General features: G+C 40.3%; 18 protein-coding genes. 11 read left to right on the top strand and 7 right to left on the bottom strand.

Translation table 11 applies throughout. From position 1 onward, the window contains the following. Positions 1 to 52 precede the first annotated feature (52 nt). The 4 genes from VB713_RS03210 (at position 53) to VB713_RS03225 (ending at position 2,520) form a co-directional block, all read left to right on the top strand. Positions 53 to 430 carry a hypothetical protein gene (locus tag VB713_RS03210; protein WP_323310142.1) on the top strand — a complete coding sequence of 126 codons (378 nt, stop codon included), beginning with the start codon at positions 53 to 55 and terminating at the stop codon, positions 428 to 430. Positions 431 to 443: 13 nt separating this feature from the next. Beyond that, positions 444 to 1,445, top strand: coding sequence for an LLM class flavin-dependent oxidoreductase (locus tag VB713_RS03215; protein ID WP_323310143.1), 1,002 nt, complete (start codon positions 444 to 446; stop codon positions 1,443 to 1,445). Continuing rightward, complete coding sequence (locus tag VB713_RS03220) at positions 1,438 to 1,809, top strand: hypothetical protein (protein WP_323310144.1); 372 nt, start codon at positions 1,438 to 1,440, stop codon at positions 1,807 to 1,809. Before VB713_RS03215 ends, VB713_RS03220 begins: the two co-directional genes overlap by 8 nt. Positions 1,810 to 1,908: 99 nt before the next feature. Then, positions 1,909 to 2,520 carry a class I SAM-dependent methyltransferase gene (locus VB713_RS03225; RefSeq protein ID WP_323310145.1) on the top strand — a complete coding sequence of 204 codons (612 nt, stop codon included), beginning with the start codon at positions 1,909 to 1,911 and terminating at the stop codon, positions 2,518 to 2,520. A 173-nt stretch (positions 2,521 to 2,693) separates the two neighbouring features. Here the strand turns inward: VB713_RS03225 and VB713_RS03230 are convergent, their stop codons facing one another. Then, the gene (locus VB713_RS03230) at positions 2,694 to 3,479 is read right to left on the bottom strand and encodes a sucrose-phosphate phosphatase (RefSeq protein ID WP_323310146.1); all 786 of its coding nucleotides are present in this window, start codon (positions 3,477 to 3,479) and stop codon (positions 2,694 to 2,696) included. A gap of 224 nt (positions 3,480 to 3,703) precedes the next feature. Between VB713_RS03230 and VB713_RS03235 the strand changes: the two genes are divergently transcribed. The 4 genes from VB713_RS03235 (at position 3,704) to recR (ending at position 8,756) form a co-directional block, all read left to right on the top strand. Continuing rightward, positions 3,704 to 4,054, top strand: a complete 351-nt coding sequence (locus VB713_RS03235) for a histidine triad nucleotide-binding protein (RefSeq protein ID WP_323310147.1) — start codon at positions 3,704 to 3,706, stop codon at positions 4,052 to 4,054. A 213-nt stretch (positions 4,055 to 4,267) separates the two neighbouring features. Then, entirely contained in the window at positions 4,268 to 5,350 is a 1,083-nt protein-coding gene (gene psbA / locus VB713_RS03240; RefSeq protein ID WP_323310148.1) for a photosystem II q(b) protein, read from the top strand. Positions 5,351 to 5,703: 353 nt separating this feature from the next. Beyond that, the gene (locus VB713_RS03245) at positions 5,704 to 7,905 is read left to right on the top strand and encodes an HAD-IIB family hydrolase (RefSeq protein WP_323310149.1); all 2,202 of its coding nucleotides are present in this window, start codon (positions 5,704 to 5,706) and stop codon (positions 7,903 to 7,905) included. 284 nt (positions 7,906 to 8,189) lie between these two features. Then, positions 8,190 to 8,756, top strand: coding sequence for a recombination mediator RecR (gene recR, locus VB713_RS03250; RefSeq protein ID WP_323310169.1), 567 nt, complete (start codon positions 8,190 to 8,192; stop codon positions 8,754 to 8,756). A 110-nt stretch (positions 8,757 to 8,866) separates the two neighbouring features. Here the strand turns inward: recR and VB713_RS03255 are convergent, their stop codons facing one another. Beyond that, positions 8,867 to 9,457 (bottom strand): hypothetical protein, encoded by a 591-nt coding sequence (locus tag VB713_RS03255; protein WP_323310150.1) that lies wholly within the window; start codon positions 9,455 to 9,457, stop codon positions 8,867 to 8,869. Between the two features lie 365 nt (positions 9,458 to 9,822). Beyond that, positions 9,823 to 10,890 (bottom strand): aromatic ring-hydroxylating dioxygenase subunit alpha, encoded by a 1,068-nt coding sequence (locus VB713_RS03260; RefSeq protein ID WP_323310151.1) that lies wholly within the window; start codon positions 10,888 to 10,890, stop codon positions 9,823 to 9,825. 197 nt (positions 10,891 to 11,087) lie between these two features. Here VB713_RS03260 and VB713_RS03265 point away from each other — a divergent pair, with 197 nt between their 5' ends. Together VB713_RS03265 and VB713_RS03270 are read left to right on the top strand one after the other, a co-directional pair. Beyond that, complete coding sequence (locus VB713_RS03265; RefSeq protein ID WP_323310152.1) at positions 11,088 to 11,567, top strand: YbjN domain-containing protein; 480 nt, start codon at positions 11,088 to 11,090, stop codon at positions 11,565 to 11,567. Positions 11,568 to 11,597: 30 nt separating this feature from the next. Continuing rightward, positions 11,598 to 12,338, top strand: a complete 741-nt coding sequence (locus tag VB713_RS03270) for a biotin/lipoate A/B protein ligase family protein (protein ID WP_323310153.1) — start codon at positions 11,598 to 11,600, stop codon at positions 12,336 to 12,338. Here VB713_RS03270 and VB713_RS03275 read toward each other — a convergent pair. From VB713_RS03275 to cofG, 3 genes are all read right to left on the bottom strand, one after another. Beyond that, positions 12,319 to 12,918 (bottom strand): HD domain-containing protein, encoded by a 600-nt coding sequence (locus tag VB713_RS03275; protein ID WP_323310154.1) that lies wholly within the window; start codon positions 12,916 to 12,918, stop codon positions 12,319 to 12,321. The two genes, VB713_RS03270 and VB713_RS03275, sit on opposite strands and share 20 nt — an antisense overlap. 477 nt (positions 12,919 to 13,395) lie before the next feature. Next, on the bottom strand, positions 13,396 to 14,931 hold the full coding sequence (gene purH / locus VB713_RS03280) for a bifunctional phosphoribosylaminoimidazolecarboxamide formyltransferase/IMP cyclohydrolase (RefSeq protein ID WP_323310155.1): 1,536 nt from the start codon (positions 14,929 to 14,931) through the stop codon (positions 13,396 to 13,398). 88 nt (positions 14,932 to 15,019) lie between these two features. Beyond that, positions 15,020 to 16,036 carry a 7,8-didemethyl-8-hydroxy-5-deazariboflavin synthase subunit CofG gene (cofG, locus tag VB713_RS03285; protein WP_323310156.1) on the bottom strand — a complete coding sequence of 339 codons (1,017 nt, stop codon included), beginning with the start codon at positions 16,034 to 16,036 and terminating at the stop codon, positions 15,020 to 15,022. Between the two features lie 217 nt (positions 16,037 to 16,253). Here cofG and psbA (VB713_RS03290) point away from each other — a divergent pair, with 217 nt between their 5' ends. Next, complete coding sequence (psbA, locus tag VB713_RS03290) at positions 16,254 to 17,336, top strand: photosystem II q(b) protein (RefSeq protein ID WP_323310157.1); 1,083 nt, start codon at positions 16,254 to 16,256, stop codon at positions 17,334 to 17,336. A gap of 85 nt (positions 17,337 to 17,421) precedes the next feature. Here psbA (VB713_RS03290) and VB713_RS03295 read toward each other — a convergent pair whose 3' ends face one another. Next, positions 17,422 to 17,763, bottom strand: a complete 342-nt coding sequence (locus tag VB713_RS03295) for a hypothetical protein (protein WP_323310158.1) — start codon at positions 17,761 to 17,763, stop codon at positions 17,422 to 17,424. Positions 17,764 to 18,078: the final 315 nt, after the last annotated feature.

Here is an 18,078-nt window from a genome sequence, read left to right on the forward strand (position 1 = left end):
AAAAATAAATTTAAATTGGTGTTTTGTCAGGTTTAATTGACAAATTTATGTTATGCTAAATGGTAGTGATGGACGCTACAGAAATATCAGTCAAATGATTGCTGAAGATATCCTAGCTAAAGAATTCACAAGAGTCGTTAACCTTTATTACCCTAATACTGGAAAACTACTAGAAAGGTGTCATGTAAAAGTGATTACTGGCTTCTGGGGACGACCTGCTAAACGCTTTCAATATATAGGGATTTATTGTGCCGAAGACATGATGCCCTATATCAAAGCGCAACAAGTAATACTCAGAGAAGTAGCAAGTAATATGGGACTGATTCAGGTGGTTTGCATGAATGCCAAGCGATTACTACGCGACCCAATGTCAAAGCTTAAACAATCCGAACCGCGTTTATGGTTGGAGTTGCATTTAGTGGCTGCTTAAAATATCGTCAAAAATGAAAACAGGACTTTTCTGCAATTACGAAAATCATCACCAAGATGCCCGTCGCGCTATCTTTGAGCAGGTTTTATTGGTGAAAGAGGCGGAAAACTTGGGTTTTGATGAAGCCTGGGTGAGTGAACATCATTTTAATGAATCGAATCTCAGCCCGTCACTTTTGCTGTTAATGGCACATTTGGCGGGTGTTACGTCAACTATTCGCTTAGGGACGGGGGCTGTATTATTGCCATTTCATAACCCGATTCGGGTGGCTGAGGATATTGCTACTTTGGATAATCTTTGTAGTGGTAGATTGGCTTTTGGAGTGGCTAAAGGTGGCCCTTTCCCTGAACAGAATAAGCATTTTGGCGTATTGATGTCTGAATCTCGTGTGAGGATGGTGGAAGCGATCGCACTCATTCAAAAGCTATTATATGAAACTGACGTGTCATTTAATGGACAATTCTATCAGTGCGATCGCTTGACGGTCTATCCCCAGCCGCTACAGAAACCAATTCCCGTCTATATTGCCAGTGGTGATGATGATACGATTGAATATGCTGCCCAAAATTCCTTCGGTTTAATGGGAGGACCGCCCTTTTCCCTAACAAGATTGAAGAATACAGTCAGCAAATATCGGCAATTAAACTCCAGTGGTGCAGATAAATTTCTATTAGCACGGTTCTTTTTTGTTGCTAAAACCACCGATGAAGCTGTGAGTGAAGCCTTACCTTTCATTCGTAAATTTAGCAAAAAAATGATCGCCAATTCCACTCAAGTAATGCAGAATAGTCCCCAGCCACAGAAACCATTTGATCGGACAAATATCTGTTTTGAGGAAGATTATTTGCTCGAAAATTCGATTATCGGCGATGTCGAAACCTGTCGCCACCGAATCAAGAAATTTCAGGATGAATTGAATCTCGGCACAATAGCGCTCAAACCTTCATCATTGTCTCTGCAAAAAAATCGAGAAAGTTTGCAGCGCTACAATCAAGAGGTGCGAAATTATGTCTAAACTTTCCTTGCTTCCTCCTGATGATTTACCTCCTATTGAGGTGACGAAACAGGATGGAATGCTACATTTAGAACTTGAGCAATCTATTGGGAGGTGCTACTATCTCGCGTGCGATCGCATCACCCAAGTTCTATTATCTAATTGTCAGTGGTATATGACAACCAATACCACCACCCTCATGCTGATAATTGACTGCCCAGATATAGTATCTTACTGGCATATAGTCAGCAATATTCCCCAATTGGGTAATAGGCTAGAACGGTTTACCAAGGACGCAAAAATTCGAGTTTATCCGCCCTTTGGTAAAGGTAAACCCTTTGAAATTCCCATCAATGAAATTTCGGCTTATCGAGACTGGTTATAGATTCTAAGTTCTATTTCGCGCAAAGGTGCAAACAAAGCTTTGTGCCTTTGCTTTTTTGTATAAGGTTATAATGAACTAAAGACCAATAAATTAAAAATAATGAATAACATTATAACTAACAAAAAACAACTTTTTGACCGTTGGGCATCCAGTTATGATTGGACTTTCCCCTCTTTTATTTATCAAGCTATTCATAAAAGATTGCTTTCAAAGATTGAATTGTCAGCAAATGCAAATGTACTTGATTTAGGGTGTGGAACTGGAAGATTACTAGATAGATTAGCAAGTCAATTTCCTGAATTGCGGGGTACAGGTTTAGATTTATCTCCCCAAATGGTGCGATTAGCTAGACAAAATAATCGTCATCGTCCCCGGTTAATTTATCTGGAAGGTAATGCGGAATCACTACCTTTTACTGAAGGTCAATTTGATGCCGTTTTCAATACTATCAGTTTCTTGCATTATCCTCAACCAGAAAAAGTTTTAAGTGAAATAGCACGGGTACTTTCTCCTGGGGGAAGGTTTTATTTAGTTGATATAACGGCTAAGAATAATTCAGCATTTCAATTAATGACTAATTCTCCGACTGGAATTAAATTCTACAGTCAAGAACAGCGTGAACAACTGGGTTCTATTGCTGGACTTTTGTGTTTAGGTCACTACTATTTATTAAGTCCAGTTTTGTTGACTATTTTCACTAAACCGATATGAAGTTATAGCGGTATGTACTTCAGTTAGATCCAGTCAGTAAATTGCAAAACCTGTAAGGTTGGGATTTCCCCACCTTAGATTGTATTGCCTCCGATTTCCCTTTTAAACCCCTGAATGCCTTCATTTATAAAGGTTTTTTCTTTGTATGGATGACGCTACGCTATCAGCAAAACCTAAATAAACTTAAAATGACGCAAACCCTCCAAAATACCTTCAGCATAGAATGCTTTTGCCAAATAGTGATAGTCAGTTTTGTTCGCTGTATACCATTCACGTAATTCTGAAAGGGCATTTCCCACAATAATACCTCTTTCTTCTCCTCTACTGAATAAGGCAATATCATTACCTGAATCACCACAAACAACTGTTTCGTGAGGAGAATATCCCCATTCGTTTTGTAAATACTTCATTGCTAAACCTTTATCGGTATCAAAAGGCAAAATATCCAGGTTTTTACTTTCCAGGTTTTCGCTGCCACTAAAGTTGCCACTGTAGATTAAATTAAATTTAATATTTTCCTTTTTTAGTAAATCATCGAGTTGAGGGATAACTTTTTTGGCAGCTTCTTCCTTCACAAGATAACTAACTTTAAAAGGAAGTTGTTCAGATGCTTGTTGAAGAACTAGATCTTCAAACTTTGCAGCTATTTTCTCTACCAAATCACGATTCCAGCCAATTGATAATTTACTAGACCATTTTAAATCGGGAGTTTTGTAATTAGAGTTGAAGTATATTTCAGTTCCGACAGCAGTAATTAAAGCATCGGGTTCTAAAAGTTTTTGTGTCTTTACCAACTGCTGGTATAGATTTAGTGATCGTCCTGTGGCATAAACAATCTTGCTTCCATATGTTTTGCGATGATTTATTAATTCTTCGTTCAATTGTTCTAAAAAGTCTAAAGATTTTTTATTACCCACTAGTGTGTCATCTAAATCAGTAACGAAGAGAAATGCTTTCATGATTACAGTTGCTTGATGGTACAGTTAGTATGTAAAACTTTATACTGAGTTAAGACAAGTACTAAATTGACAGTATTATATCTGAAATCGCAACCAGACTCCCAAAGCCTTACTGGTATAGTCCAAAATTTAGATCGCACTCCAATTCATCTCCAATTCATAAATAAGACCATGTGATGGCTACCATCGCCTAAAATCTCTAGCAGATGAATAGGCAAAACTCCATGAATAATACCAAAGACACCATTTTCAGCAAAATTATCCGTAAAGAAATTCCCGCAAATATCGTTTATGAGGATGACTTGGCTTTAGCTTTCACAGACGTTAACCCCCAAGCACCAGTTCATATCCTCGTCATTCCCAAAAAACCTATAGTTAACCTCGCTACAGCCGAACCAGAAGATCAAGCTTTATTAGGACATCTTTTATTAACAGTCCAGAAAGTCGCAGCACAAGCTGGATTAGAAAACGGTTATCGCGTAGTTATGAATACTGGTGCTGATGGCGGTCAAACAGTCTATCACCTACATATACATATACTAGGCCGTCGTCCTATGTCCTGGCCTCCTGGTTGATTTTCACATCTGAAATCATCTATAACTTTTGTAGTGTGGGCATCCTACCCACACAAATCATTCTGTAAATCTAAATACATTAGTAAAACATATAACTGATATAACGAATACTAATTCTAATTATCTTTACAAAACGCAACTTAGCCTTTAATGTTGAATACAGATAGGCAAAAAAACCTATCACACATCATAAAAACATAAAGCACTTATAAAATGACCACAACCATTCAACAGCGTTCAACCGCTAACGTATGGGATCGCTTCTGCGAGTGGATCACCAGCACCGAAAACCGCATCTATATCGGTTGGTTCGGAGTATTGATGATTCCTACCCTGTTAGCCGCTACTACCTGCTTCATCATCGCCTTCATCGCTGCGCCTCCCGTTGACATCGACGGTATCCGTGAGCCAGTTGCAGGTTCTTTGATCTACGGAAACAACATCATCTCTGGTGCAGTTGTTCCCTCCTCTAATGCGATCGGTTTGCACTTCTACCCAATCTGGGAAGCAGCTTCCTTAGATGAGTGGTTGTACAACGGCGGTCCTTACCAATTGGTAATTTTCCACTTCTTGATCGGTTGCGCTTGCTACTTAGGTCGTCAGTGGGAATTGTCTTACCGCTTAGGTATGCGTCCTTGGATTTGTGTAGCTTACTCCGCGCCTTTGGCATCTGCTACCGCAGTATTCTTGATCTACCCACTAGGACAAGGTTCATTCTCAGACGGTATGCCTTTGGGTATCTCCGGAACCTTCAACTTCATGATTGTGTTCCAAGCAGAACATAACATCCTAATGCACCCCTTCCATATGTTGGGAGTAGCTGGTGTCTTCGGTGGTTCCTTGTTCTCTGCAATGCACGGTTCTTTGGTTACATCTTCCTTGGTTCGGGAAACAACCGAAACCGAATCACAAAACTACGGTTACAAATTTGGTCAAGAAGAAGAAACCTACAACATCGTTGCAGCACACGGTTACTTCGGTCGCTTGATTTTCCAATACGCATCCTTCAACAACAGCCGTTCACTTCACTTCTTCCTAGCTGCTTGGCCTGTAATCGGTATCTGGTTTACCGCTTTGGGTATTAGCACAATGGCGTTCAACTTGAACGGATTCAACTTCAACCAATCAATCATTGATTCTCAAGGTCATGTAATCGGTACATGGGCTGACGTAATCAACCGCGCTAACTTGGGTATGGAAGTAATGCACGAGCGCAACGCTCACAACTTCCCCTTAGACTTGGCTGCTGGTGATGTTGCTCCTGTTGCTTTAACTGCACCTGCTATCAACGGTTAATAACTAAGATTTAGTTAAACGAAAAACACTCTCCTTAAGGAGGGTGTTTTTTGTTTGTGATGTAATTTTAATTAAGATTATACTTCCAAATATCTTTTCCGCAGTTGCACTGCCTATTTATTTAAATATTATACCAAGCGTGTTAATATACTAATGTAGCTATCAAGGTTGAGCCATGATTTAGTTACGAGTTTAAAACCCTAAGAGTTACTCATTTTAATTCATGCTTCACAAGGGTGTAAAACTGCTCAACTTGTCTGGATGATGGACGTTTCGCCTATAACAGTCAAGTCCATTTGGTATAAAAAGGCTGGATATAGCCTGCTATACAGTCAATTATGGAGGAAGACAAGATGTCAAACAGCCAAGGGTTGTACATTTTGCTAGTTAGTGTTCACGGTTTAATTAGAGGTCATAATCTAGAATTAGGAAGAGATGCTGACACAGGTGGACAAACAAAATATGCAGTAGAACTTGCCACCACATTGGCCAAAAATCCACAGGTAGAAAGAGTTGATTTAGTCACTCGATTGGTGAATGATCCAAAAGTTAGCCTCGACTATGCTCAACCACTAGAAATTCTCTCAGATAAAGCCCAAATTATTCGTCTTGCTTGCGGGCCACGTCGCTATCTCCGCAAAGAAGTTCTCTGGCAGCATTTAGATACCTTTGCAGATGAATTACTCAGACACATTCGCAAAGTTGGCAGAATACCGAATGTAATTCATACACACTACGCTGATGCAGGATATGTTGGTAGTCGGGTTGCAGGTTGGTTAGGAACACCTCTTGTACATACTGGTCACTCCCTGGGAAGAGTTAAACAGCAAAAATTACTAGAACAGGGAACTAAACAGGAAATGATTGAAGATCATTTTCACATTAGTAAAAGAATCGAGGCTGAAGAAATTACACTTGGTGGTGCAGCTCTAGTTATAGCTAGTACTAATCAAGAAGTTGAGCAGCAGTATAGTTTGTACGATCGCTATCAACCAGAAAGAATGGTGGTGATTCCTCCTGGTGTAGACTTAGATCGATTTTACCTACCTGGTGATGATTGGCACAACCCACCGATTCAAAAGGAATTGGATCGGTTTCTCAAAGATCCGCAAAAGCCAATCATCATGGCGATTTCCCGTCCCGCTATTCGTAAAAACGTCAGTAGTCTGATTAAGGCTTATGGTGAAGATCCTGAGTTGCGGAAACTGGCAAACCTAGTCATAGTCCTGGGAAAAAGGGACGACATCATGACAATGGAATCGGGTCCACGTCAGGTATTTATCGAGATATTGCAATTAATAGATCGCTACGATCTCTATGGTCACATTGCTTATCCTAAACACCATAATGCTGACGATGTGCCAGATTTATATCGGCTGACAGCTAAAACACAAGGGGTATTCATTAATCCTGCCTTAACAGAGCCATTTGGACTCACCCTGATTGAAGCAAGTGCTTGTGGTGTACCCATTATTGCCACTGCTGACGGCGGACCACGGGATATTCTGGCAGCTTGTGAAAATGGGTTGCTGATTGATCCCCTGAATATTAAAGAAATACAAGATGCCCTCCGCAAAGCGTTGACAGATAAGGAACAATGGCAATCCTGGTCTAGCAACGGTTTAGTTAATGTCCGCCAACATTTCTCCTGGAATAGTCATGTGGAGAAATATTTAGAAAGAATTCGTCTATTTCCCCAACGACGAGTTCAATCTCTGCTCAGTCCTCTGCCCGCATCTCCTGCGGCTGATCATCCAGAATGGAATGTACCAGATACTAACCGTCTACCAACCGCTGATCGTTTCCTCGTGAGTGAAATTGATAATACGCTGTTGGGTGACAAAGAAGCCCTGGAAACATTGATTCAGCGCATTCGTAGTGAAGGAAATACAACTGGTGTTGGTATTGCCACAGGAAGGACTCTAGAAAGTACTCTGAGTATGTTGGAAGAATGGAGATTTCCTCTGCCTGATTTGTTAATCACATCAGCAGGTAGTGAAATTTACTATGGTCCGCAGATAGTTACAGATACAAGTTGGCAAAAACACATCGGTTATCAATGGCAAGCGGAAGCAATTCGGGCTGCTATGAAGAATATCCCTGGTGTGGAATTGCAGCCCGAAGAAGCTCAACGCAAGTTTAAGATCAGCTACTTTGTTGATGAAGCCAAAGCGCCTAATTACCGAGAAATTATCCGCCATTTGCGTCGTCATCAGCTGCCAGTGAAAGGGGTTTACAGCCACAATATGTATCTGGATTTAGTTCCTATTCGCGCTTCTAAGGGAGATGCGATTCGCTATGTGGCTTTGAAATGGGGTTTACCTGTGCAACGTTTCTTGGTGGCAGGGGCATCAGGTAATGATGAAACCATGCTTGGTGGTAACACTTTAGGGGTTGTAGTGGGGAATTACAGCCAAGAAATTGAAAAGCTGCGCGGTTATCAACAGATTTACTTTGCTCAAGGTAATTATGCCTGGGGCATTTTGGAAGCGTTGGATCATTACGACTTCTTTGGCAATCTGTCTCAAAAACAGCCGGAAATGGTGACAGTTTAGCTGATTAGATGGTTTGATTTTGCGATCGCCTACGGTACAACGCTCGGTACAATCGCCTTGCTCACCGCAGGCATCGCACACCTAAATTTTAAGGACAGAGCGAGGGGTAGCTCTAGCCTATCTTTTTGGGATAAGGACGTAAATAGCGCCAGAATATAGGTAATCTTAAACTAGAAAGTGTCGTTAAACCCTGCTCCAAAATACCCCTAAAAATGTCATCATAATAAAGGTAAAAACACTCTGGAGACAAAGCCACGGTTTACGCACGCCCTTTAGCCCGGTTAATTGAACAACTACAACGCCTTCCCGGAGTTGGCCCCAAATCCGCCCAGCGTCTAGCGTTGCATATTTTGAAGCGTCCAGAGACAGAAGTAGAAGCCTTAGCACAGGCAATGATTGATGCAAAAAAACAGATAGGCTTGTGTCAAGTCTGCTATCATCTCTCATCTGAACCTGTATGTGAAATTTGTCGCAACTCCAACCGAGATAATAAAATTATTTGTGTAGTTGCAGATTCCCGCGATGTGATTGCACTGGAAAAAACCCGTGAGTTTAAAGGCAAGTATCACGTTTTAGGTGGAGTAATTTCCCCAATGGACGGTATTGGCCCAGAACAGTTGACAGTCCAACCTTTAGTGCGGAGAGTCAGTCAACAAAAGCCGCAAGAAGTAATTATGGCAATTAGTCCCAGTGTGGAAGGGGAAACAACAACATTATATATAGGTCAGCTACTCAAACCATTTACCAAAGTAACTCGTATTGCTTTTGGTTTACCTGTGGGTGGTGATTTAGAGTATGCTGATGAGGTGACACTGGCTAGAGCTTTAGAAGGTCGCAGAGAATTAGATTAGATATCTACAAATTACTAGATATAGTAGTCATCAATAATTTGTAAAAATAAATTTTTCCTTATGGTGAGCATTACCCACCATAATTTTTTTAACTGAACTGCAATATTGTCTTATTGAGCTTTATTTTTCAGTTTATTCCAAGCGGAGACAACAGACTGTAATTTATTTGGCAGTCCAGTTTGAGAAATATCATTGTACTGAAATGTACCTTTTTGGCTGGTGAGAGTGTAGGTAATATAGTCAGCAGCACCACTAGGTGCAGGATAACTGAGATTTTTGAATTTAGTAATGTTATTTTGATTTAGCAACTTTTCAAACTGTTTTACCTGTTGCAAAGAAACACGGCGGACACTACGTTCTGAATCATTGGCATCACCAATTCGCACACGCATCAAAAGCCCATCATTGAGTAAAATAGTTTGGTAGGTTCTACCAGTTATCCCACCACTAGAAATTTCCCGAAATACCATACCTCTATCTAAAGGTGGTGGTAACTCATTAGCAGGAATTGGTACAGATTGTATTTTACTATTTTTGATGGCTCTATGCTGTACATTAATGGGATTTGGAACAGCTACTGCACTATTAATAAGAGTAATTCCACTGCTCAAAGATAACATCGCAGTTAACATCAAAAAAGTAGCAAGTTGCTTGTGATTGATGTTGTTATTCAGGTTAGACAAGGTTTTAACATTCAGCATGAAAAAATTTCCTATGAGATGATTATTTAAATGGTTATTTTTGTAAAAATACAAATTAATAACCATTAATTACACAATGTGACAATAAAAATTTGAAGAATGAAATACAATCTTCAAAGCATCAATATTTGAGTATCTATAAAGGGAGACGCTGATTTAGCAGCGATTGTTGCCGTTTACCGATATTTTAGCAAAACTCAGCACTACTTAAGGAAACGGTTATATCAAGTCATACAATCGAGGGTTAAGTTGCTAGTTAGGGAAACTGTCTGATATGGCTTACACCACGCTATGCCTACGTCACACTACGTAAACACGAACAGGATGAAGTCGGGTATTTGATCACCAATTACCCATTACCTAACCTATTTCTCAATTTGAGTATTCATCAACCTTTGCACACTCACTAAGGCTCGATTTAATTCATAATTCCGTATTTTTGGATTCTGTAAATAAGCTTGCTGTTCTTCTTCAATCATTTTTATATCTTGTCTTACCAAACTGTCAAGTAATTTTTGGGCTGCACCAAATAAGCTATTTTTGATAAACCGTCGAAACCATAAGGGTAATTTGTGTAGTCTCCAAAAGGCGTTAAGTGATGTGAAGTGAATTAAATAGGCTTTTGTCTGTGTCTCATTTACAGGACATAATAAACAGTAAATTTTAAAATCATTACCCAAGGTAGATACCCAATGGGGATAAATATAACTGACATCTAAGGGTTCAGGATGTAAGCGTCGCAATGCTGGAAAAAATAATTGTGATATCGACCAAATTTTATCTATTTTATAATAGCTTTGGGCTGTATAATGGGCATTAACACGATTTTTATCCTCATCTATATTTTGTAATGCTGCTTCTGCCCAAGCTTGCAAATCTTGATGTAAATGACCGTGATACATATCCATCAAGTTTTCAATTAAATAGGAATAATGGGCTTGAGTATTAATTACGGAAACTGTAGCGATATAATTTAAATGTTCCCATTCTGGTAAACCCATTGGTTCTATAGATGGTTCTATATCTGAGGGAAATAACCAAATAAAACCATCTTGTTCTTTGACTGGATAATGGCGAATTTTGCAAGTTGGTAATTTTTGGTTTGCGGCTAGGTAGGGAACTGCTACACATTCACCACTACTATTAAAGCGCCAACCATGATAACTACATTCTAATTCATTGCTGATGACTTGCCCGTGACTAAGTTGAACTTGACGATGGGGACATCTGTCTTCTAAGGCGTGGATTTTTCCGGTATGATCTCTATAGAGTGCGATCGCTTGTTTCCAAATTATCACACTTAGAGGTTTACTAGTAACTTCACTACTGCGTGCCACTACGTACCAATGATTTGGATTAATCCCGATTTTTCGCACACTAGTTTGTATAACTGAAGGAGGAGGGGAAGTAGTTACAGGAATTATTTGCTGCATAAGATGTTAAAATTCAGCAGTAGTTAAAGTTATATGACAAGTAATTAGAACTTACGATTATATATTCTTTTTATACCAAATTATTCATGTTTGGGAACTAAAGAGCAGCAAAAAAAAGTTAATGTGTGATTATTCTCCCTGTTAAGAGTTCCCTACTGTACATTAAAGCAGTAACCATATTTGAGGAATAAGTCTGTATGACAAGCTACCAAGAAACCCTAACTCCCGATGAATTCATTGATGAACTCATTAGTGAAACAACTGCTCTTAATCATGTACAAGTAATTGAAAGCGTGATTGGCACGTTGGAACAAGATAACAGCGCTATGGTTAGCCACACACCAGAGGGTGCGTATCTATGGAAATTTAAATATGGCAGTGTAGAAGTATTTGTACAACTCACGGGTTCGAGTGATGAAGATACAATTACAGTTTGGTCTGCGGTATTAAATTTACCCGCGAAAGATGAACCCAAATTGATGCGTTATTTGTTAGAATTGAACTTTACTAGTACCTTTGAAGCTCGGTTTGGAATTATCGACAATCAAGTGGTTGTAATTTCATCACGGACTTTAGCAGAGTTGTCACCTAGCGAAGTTTCCCGTATAATTACCATAGTTGCTACCATTGCGGATAATAATGATGAGGCTTTAGTAGCTGAGTATGGCCTAGCATAGGTACATTTAGATTTGAGTCTCCTGCATCGGATGCAAAATAAGCAGGCTTGGCGACTAATTCCTTTAATAGCAACTACTGGTAATTTACAAATGGCAATTGACCATTGGTTGTTAGAACAGCACGAGTCGGGAAATAATCCTTCAACTCTGCGGTTTTATACTTGGTCGCCAGCCGCAATTTCTCTAGGATATCATCAAAAACAATATCCTGAATATTGGCAAAATTTAAATTGGCAAGGTGAAAAACTGGATTTGGTGCGTCGTCCTAGTGGTGGTAGGGCTGTGCTACACCAAGGTGATTTAACTTATGCTGTAGTGACATCGGGAATGATGGGAAATCGTCTCCAGGTGTATGGGAAGATTTGTGAGTTTTTGATTGCCGGATGGCGATCGCTTGGAGTAGATTTAAATTATGGTCAAGCTGGGCGCGGTTATATCCACAACCCCAACTGTTTTGGGACTGCAACTGGAGCAGATTTAATTTTAGCAGATGGTAGTAAACTGATTGGTAGCGCCCAACTGCGACGAGGTGAAGCGATTTTGCAACATGGTTCTATTCAGTTAAACCCAGACGCAGATTTATTTAAACAAGTATTTGGGAAAGATGCTTTTACCCCAGTCCAACTTCCTCAAAATCTTAATCAAGAAACATTGATAGAAGCTTTGATTATTGCGGCTTGTGATTGTTTTAATATGCAGATAGAAGTAAAACCGCTTTCTGAAACTGAATGGGAAGCAATTTTGACACAACCTAGTTTGAAGAGGGTTTAAGATATCCCGCTTGGATACAATCCTCAATTACCTGCAAAATAAATGGCCAAAGTGCCGGCGCACCTGTCTCTACTGGTGCTATCCGCTTCATAACTTGATCTCGTGTAATTCCATGAATGCGCCAAGTTCCACCCTGAGTTTGCTGATTATGCAATAAAGGCTGGATTCTGTCTAGGGCAGCAGCAAATTTAGCGGTTGGGGTTGCGACTGCTTCAAACTCTTCCCAAAGTAAACGTAGTTCTTTTCCTTGTACTTCTGGTAAAAGTCCAAATAATCTTAATGCTGCCTCTGTTTCTCGTTCCGCTTTGTTGTGATTACCCTGCACATCATAGCAAAAAGTATCACCTGCATCAATTTCCACTAAATCATGAATGAGCAACATTTTGATGGCACAAAATATATCAACTTCTGGTGGAGCATATTCTGCTAAAGTTATGGCCATCACCGCTAAATGCCAAGAATGTTCTGCACTATTTTCTCTTCTTGAAGCATCGGTAAGAAGAGTTTGTCGTAAAACTTGTTTCAGTTTATCAATTTCAATGATGAATTGAATTTGTTGATTTATTCGTTGAGTTTCCACTTCTAACTCCAATCAAAAAGCGTCTGGGAGTGTTACCGTGTTTCCACCCCAAACGCTTTTCTTTTAAACTTGCTCCTCACACCATATAACCATATCACTGGTTGAATTAAATAGCAAGTGTTTGATTAAATATCTAAGTTGAGAGGAAAATAAAAATGCCTGGGAGTGTTGCCGTGTTTCCACCCCAAGCATTTTTTGTTTCAACTTACTTCTCACACAAGGGTTAAATTATCATTGCTGAATTAAAAAACAAGTATCTTAAGTGCCACTTTCACAACTGCACCAGGAAGTAATTTTTTACACGCCCAATAAAAAGCGCCTGGGAGTGTTACCGTGTTTCCACCCCAAGCGCTTTTTATATTTAACATTGCTCCTCACACCACATAACTATATCACTGAAGTTAGAGAATGGCAAGTAAATTGCGTGACAATTCTACAATTGAGTTATTTGACAGCAAAGAATCTACATATAAATACTTAGTGTAGAAAGTGGCGAATGCCAGTCAAAACCATTAATAAACCCAATTCGTTAGCAGCTTTGATGGAATCTTTATCGCGCATACTTCCGCCTGGTTGGACAATGGCTGTAATTCCTGCGGCGGCGGCGGTTCTGACGCTATCATCGAAGGGGAAAAAGCCATCACTAGCGAGAAATGCACCTTGAGTTTTTTCTCCAGCTTGTTCTAAGGCTATTTTTGTCGAACCAACACGGTTCATTTGACCTGCACCTATGCCTAAAGTTGTGCGATCGTTCGCCACAACAATAGCATTTGATTTAACGTGTTTACAAACTTTCCAAGCAAACAATAATTCTGCTAACTCGCTGGGTGTGGGTTGACGTTCGGTGACAATTTGCCATTTACTTGTATCTGCAACCATATCATCAGCGGTTTGCACCAGGAACCCGCCAGCGATCGCTTTTACTGTTTCTTTCGGACCCGTTAATAAATCTGGTAAAATCAAGACTCGGACGTTGCCTTTTTTAGTGAGAATTTCCTGCGCTTCCTCGTCACAACCAGGTGCAACCACGCATTCTAAAAAGGTCTTTGTTAATTCCGTCGCTGTCGCTGCATCAATAGCACGGTTTAAAGCTACAATTCCCCCAAAAGCCGATGTAGAATCAGCATTGAAAGCTTTTTGATAAGCTGCAAAAATTGAATCAGCCTCAGCAGTTCCACAGGGATTAGTATGTTTGATAACGGTAGCTGCGGGACTTTCGGTAAATTCGGCAATTATTCGCCGTGCAGCTTCCAAATCTACTAAATTATTGTAGCTGAGTTCCTTCCCTTGCAGTTTAGTTGCAGCAGCCCAACCTGTGGCTGTGGTTCCCGTTTGATACCAAGCTGCGGGTTGGTGGGGGTTTTCTCCATAGCGCAGAGATTGGAGTTGTTGACCAGAGACAGTATATTGTTGGGGTAATTCTTCTGCTTGTGTACCAGCAAGGTAAGAAGCTATGGCGTTATCATAACTAGCAGTATGTGAAAATCCTTTCAAAGCGCACTTTTGGCGAAACGCTAAAGAAGATTCTCCATTTTGGCGTAATTCTTGCAAATACTCGTGATATTGGTCAGGATTGCATAATACTGTGAGATGAGCATAATTTTTCGATGATGCCCTTAACATAGCTGGTCCACCGATATCAATTTGCTCTACTGCTTCAGCTAATGTTACACCTGGTCGAGCGATCGTTTCCTCGAAGGGATAAAGATTAACAACAACTAAATCAATAGGACGAATTTGATTAGTTTCTAAATCAGTCACGTCTTGCGCTACATCCCGCCGTGCTAAAATACCGCCATGAATACGGGGATGGAGAGTTTTTACCCGACCGCCTAAAATTTCCGGTGAACCTGTGTAATCAGAAACTTTTGTGACTGGAATTCCAGTATCTTTCAGGGTTTTGGCTGTTCCCCCACTGCTGATAATATCAAAGCCAAATTCTTCTACTAAGCTGCGAGCTAGGTCAATTATACCAGTTTTGTTAGATACACTCAGCAGGGCTAGACGCGCCATAATTCCCCAGTTTCCTTTAGATTACAAAATTGTAAATAGATGATTATTCTACCGAAAGGTTTTACAAAAAAAACTAAGAAAATATGGATTAAATGAACCGCGAAGGCGCGTTCACGAAGTGTCTCGAAGAGAAGGACGCGAAGGAAGAGGGAAGAAGAAGGAAGATAATTAACTTTGCGAATTTTTCAGTCAACCAGTTATGAAACTGGGGATAAACTGGTAAACGTGGTATTAGTTCCCACCCCGCAGGTTTTAAAATTGCTTGTAATGTCTGTTCTTGTAAGTGGGGATAATCAGGGTTAACTTCATCTTTGGGACTTATTCCCCCTAAGTCTCGCGCACCTGCATCTAAACACGCTAGTAACCAATTTTCATCTTTAACTAAATTAGGCGGAATTTGAATTGTAATATCTGCTGGTAAAATTTCCCTGGCTTTGGTGATGACTTCTGGTAATTTATGAGGGTCAAAGGCTTGTGCGTTAAAGCTTTGCTGATTTCCTGGACTGTGGGGTTGCAAAATTACTTCTTGTATATGGTGGTAGCGTTGATGTAACTCAGAAATAGCTGCTAAAGTTTCCCACCAATCATTCTCGGTTTCGCCAATTCCTAAAAGTAACCCTGTAGTAAAGGGAATTTGCAACTCTCCTGCCCATTGTAATTGTTGCGATCGCACTTCTGGTATTTTACTGGGCGCGTGACGATGGACGGTATTTAGTAATTTTGGTGTTAATTGTTCCAACATCAACCCCATGGAAACATTTACAGATTTTAGTTTTTGCATCTCTTCAAAGCTGAGGGGACCAGCGTTGGTATGTGGTAAAAATCCCATTTCTAGTGCTAATTCACACAAGTTATAAATTCGCTGCAACCAAGCCTCACGCCTTGCAGAATGAGGATGAACTTCACCACTGAGGATGAGGATTTCACATACATTCTGACTTTGCAGTTGTTCTAAAATGCCTTGTGCTTCTGCCAGAGTTAGCCAAGGACTTTGACCAGGATCTGTCCGAAAGTTGCAGTAGGAACAGCGATTAAAGCATTCATAGGTAGGGACAATTGTGTAAGCCGGACTATATGTAACGATGTTTGAACTAGATGGGGGCATAAATGTAACGTTTTTGAGTAGATATTTACAACCTAGCAAAATTCCTGAAACTATTACTGATTAGTCTGTGTAGCTTCTAAGTAACATCAGATTTTACAGGTTTCTCAAAAAATTTTGTTAGCAGGGGGTTTACAAATCTCAATCATTGTCTTAATATAAGTTCATGAGGTAGAAACACCTACCAAAACATACATAACTCAAACGCAATTATAGACACATGACTACAGCTATTCAACAGCGCCAAAGCGCTAACGTATGGGACAAATTCTGCGAATGGATCACCAGCACTGAAAATCGCATCTACATCGGTTGGTTCGGAGTCTTGATGATTCCTACCTTACTATCTGCGATCGCTTGCTTCGTAATTGCATTCATCGCTGCGCCTCCTGTTGACATCGACGGTATCCGCGAGCCAGTTGCAGGTTCTTTGCTCTACGGAAACAACATCATCTCCGGTGCAGTTGTTCCTTCTTCTAATGCAATTGGATTACACTTCTACCCCATTTGGGAAGCAGCTTCCTTAGATGAGTGGTTGTACAACGGCGGTCCTTACCAACTAGTAATATTCCACTTCTTAATCGGCGTAGCTTGCTACCTCGGTCGTGAATGGGAACTTTCTTACCGCTTAGGTATGCGCCCTTGGATTTGCGTAGCCTTCTCTGCACCTGTTGCAGCAGCAACCGCAGTATTCCTAATCTACCCAATCGGTCAAGGTTCATTCTCTGATGGTATGCCTTTAGGTATCTCTGGAACCTTCAACTTCATGATCGTGTTCCAAGCTGAACACAACATCCTAATGCACCCCTTCCATATGTTGGGAGTAGCTGGTGTATTCGGTGGTTCCTTGTTCTCTGCAATGCACGGTTCTTTGGTTACATCTTCCTTGGTTCGGGAAACAACCGAAACCGAATCACAAAACTACGGTTACAAATTTGGTCAAGAAGAAGAAACCTACAACATCGTTGCAGCACACGGTTACTTCGGTCGCTTGATTTTCCAATACGCATCCTTCAACAACAGCCGTTCACTTCACTTCTTCCTAGCTGCTTGGCCTGTAATCGGTATCTGGTTTACCGCTTTGGGTATTAGCACAATGGCGTTCAACTTGAACGGATTCAACTTCAACCAATCAATCATTGATTCTCAAGGTCATGTAATCGGTACATGGGCTGACGTAATCAACCGCGCTAACTTGGGTATGGAAGTAATGCACGAGCGCAACGCTCACAACTTCCCCTTAGACTTGGCTGCTGGTGATGTTGCTCCTGTTGCTTTAACTGCACCTGCTATCAACGGTTAATAACTAAGATTTAGTTAAATAAGAAACGCTCTCCTAACGGGGGGCGTTTTTTTGTTTATTCACGCAGAGAGGATGTTTGAGTTTTTTATAGAGGTAAGCGTCCAGTGATGAACATTTTATAACCTCCTGACATTAGCATTAATGATAGAAAAAATTGCCAGAGGCTAGTAGGATTGAGGATGGCTCGACTGCTCATAAATACAAGGATAATCCCAGTAACTACGGGTATCCAGCCTAGCTCTTTCATACCTCTGGGGAAGAATATTAATATCATTACTCCTATTGTTAGTGCAAGTATGGATGTGTCTGCTGCTATACCTCGCCACCAGTAAGGATAAACGTTGGTTGTGAAGATGATGTTTTGTCCTACTAAGTAGATGCCTAATATCAGCAAACCGAAGCCGAATATTCTCAGTAAAAAGCCCATGATTACTATAATTTACAAGTCTGGCTATAATTTATCACATACTATACTTATTCTATAAATATTGTTACATCACTACAGTATGATCTAAAATTTCGTGCATAGGTACGTTTCTGCTTAACGCTTTTAGGTGCAGGAGATGAAGCTATTCCAGAAGATATAGTTTACTGGACTTTGGACTAAAAAGCTAGAGAAAAGCAGTCAGCAGTAACACTGACTGGCGTAAAGTCAATGAAAGTAACAAATAAATCATTGACGAGATAATCCTGACACAACTAGAAAAATTCCGCCAAGATATCTATAATTCGTTAGAGGGTG

It is taken from the genome of Anabaena cylindrica UHCC 0172, assembly GCF_034931625.1.
Taxonomy (GTDB): Bacteria; Cyanobacteriota; Cyanobacteriia; order Cyanobacteriales; family Nostocaceae; genus Anabaena; species Anabaena cylindrica_A.

Coding starts and splice junctions, on each gene's coding strand:
- VB713_RS03265 (WP_323310152.1), top strand. CDS start 11,088: ATGACAAGCTACCAAGAAACCCTAACTCCCGATGAATTCATTGATGAA.
- VB713_RS03295 (WP_323310158.1), bottom strand. CDS start 17,763: ATGGGCTTTTTACTGAGAATATTCGGCTTCGGTTTGCTGATATTAGGC.
- VB713_RS03255 (WP_323310150.1), bottom strand. CDS start 9,457: ATGCTGAATGTTAAAACCTTGTCTAACCTGAATAACAACATCAATCAC.
- VB713_RS03260 (WP_323310151.1), bottom strand. CDS start 10,890: ATGCAGCAAATAATTCCTGTAACTACTTCCCCTCCTCCTTCAGTTATA.
- psbA (WP_323310157.1), top strand. CDS start 16,254: ATGACTACAGCTATTCAACAGCGCCAAAGCGCTAACGTATGGGACAAA.
- VB713_RS03230 (WP_323310146.1), bottom strand. CDS start 3,479: ATGAAAGCATTTCTCTTCGTTACTGATTTAGATGACACACTAGTGGGT.
- VB713_RS03220 (WP_323310144.1), top strand. CDS start 1,438: ATGTCTAAACTTTCCTTGCTTCCTCCTGATGATTTACCTCCTATTGAG.
- psbA (WP_323310148.1), top strand. CDS start 4,268: ATGACCACAACCATTCAACAGCGTTCAACCGCTAACGTATGGGATCGC.
- cofG (WP_323310156.1), bottom strand. CDS start 16,036: ATGCCCCCATCTAGTTCAAACATCGTTACATATAGTCCGGCTTACACA.
- VB713_RS03215 (WP_323310143.1), top strand. CDS start 444: ATGAAAACAGGACTTTTCTGCAATTACGAAAATCATCACCAAGATGCC.
- VB713_RS03235 (WP_323310147.1), top strand. CDS start 3,704: ATGAATAATACCAAAGACACCATTTTCAGCAAAATTATCCGTAAAGAA.
- purH (WP_323310155.1), bottom strand. CDS start 14,931: ATGGCGCGTCTAGCCCTGCTGAGTGTATCTAACAAAACTGGTATAATT.
- VB713_RS03270 (WP_323310153.1), top strand. CDS start 11,598: ATGCAAAATAAGCAGGCTTGGCGACTAATTCCTTTAATAGCAACTACT.
- VB713_RS03210 (WP_323310142.1), top strand. CDS start 53: ATGCTAAATGGTAGTGATGGACGCTACAGAAATATCAGTCAAATGATT.
- VB713_RS03225 (WP_323310145.1), top strand. CDS start 1,909: ATGAATAACATTATAACTAACAAAAAACAACTTTTTGACCGTTGGGCA.
- VB713_RS03245 (WP_323310149.1), top strand. CDS start 5,704: ATGTCAAACAGCCAAGGGTTGTACATTTTGCTAGTTAGTGTTCACGGT.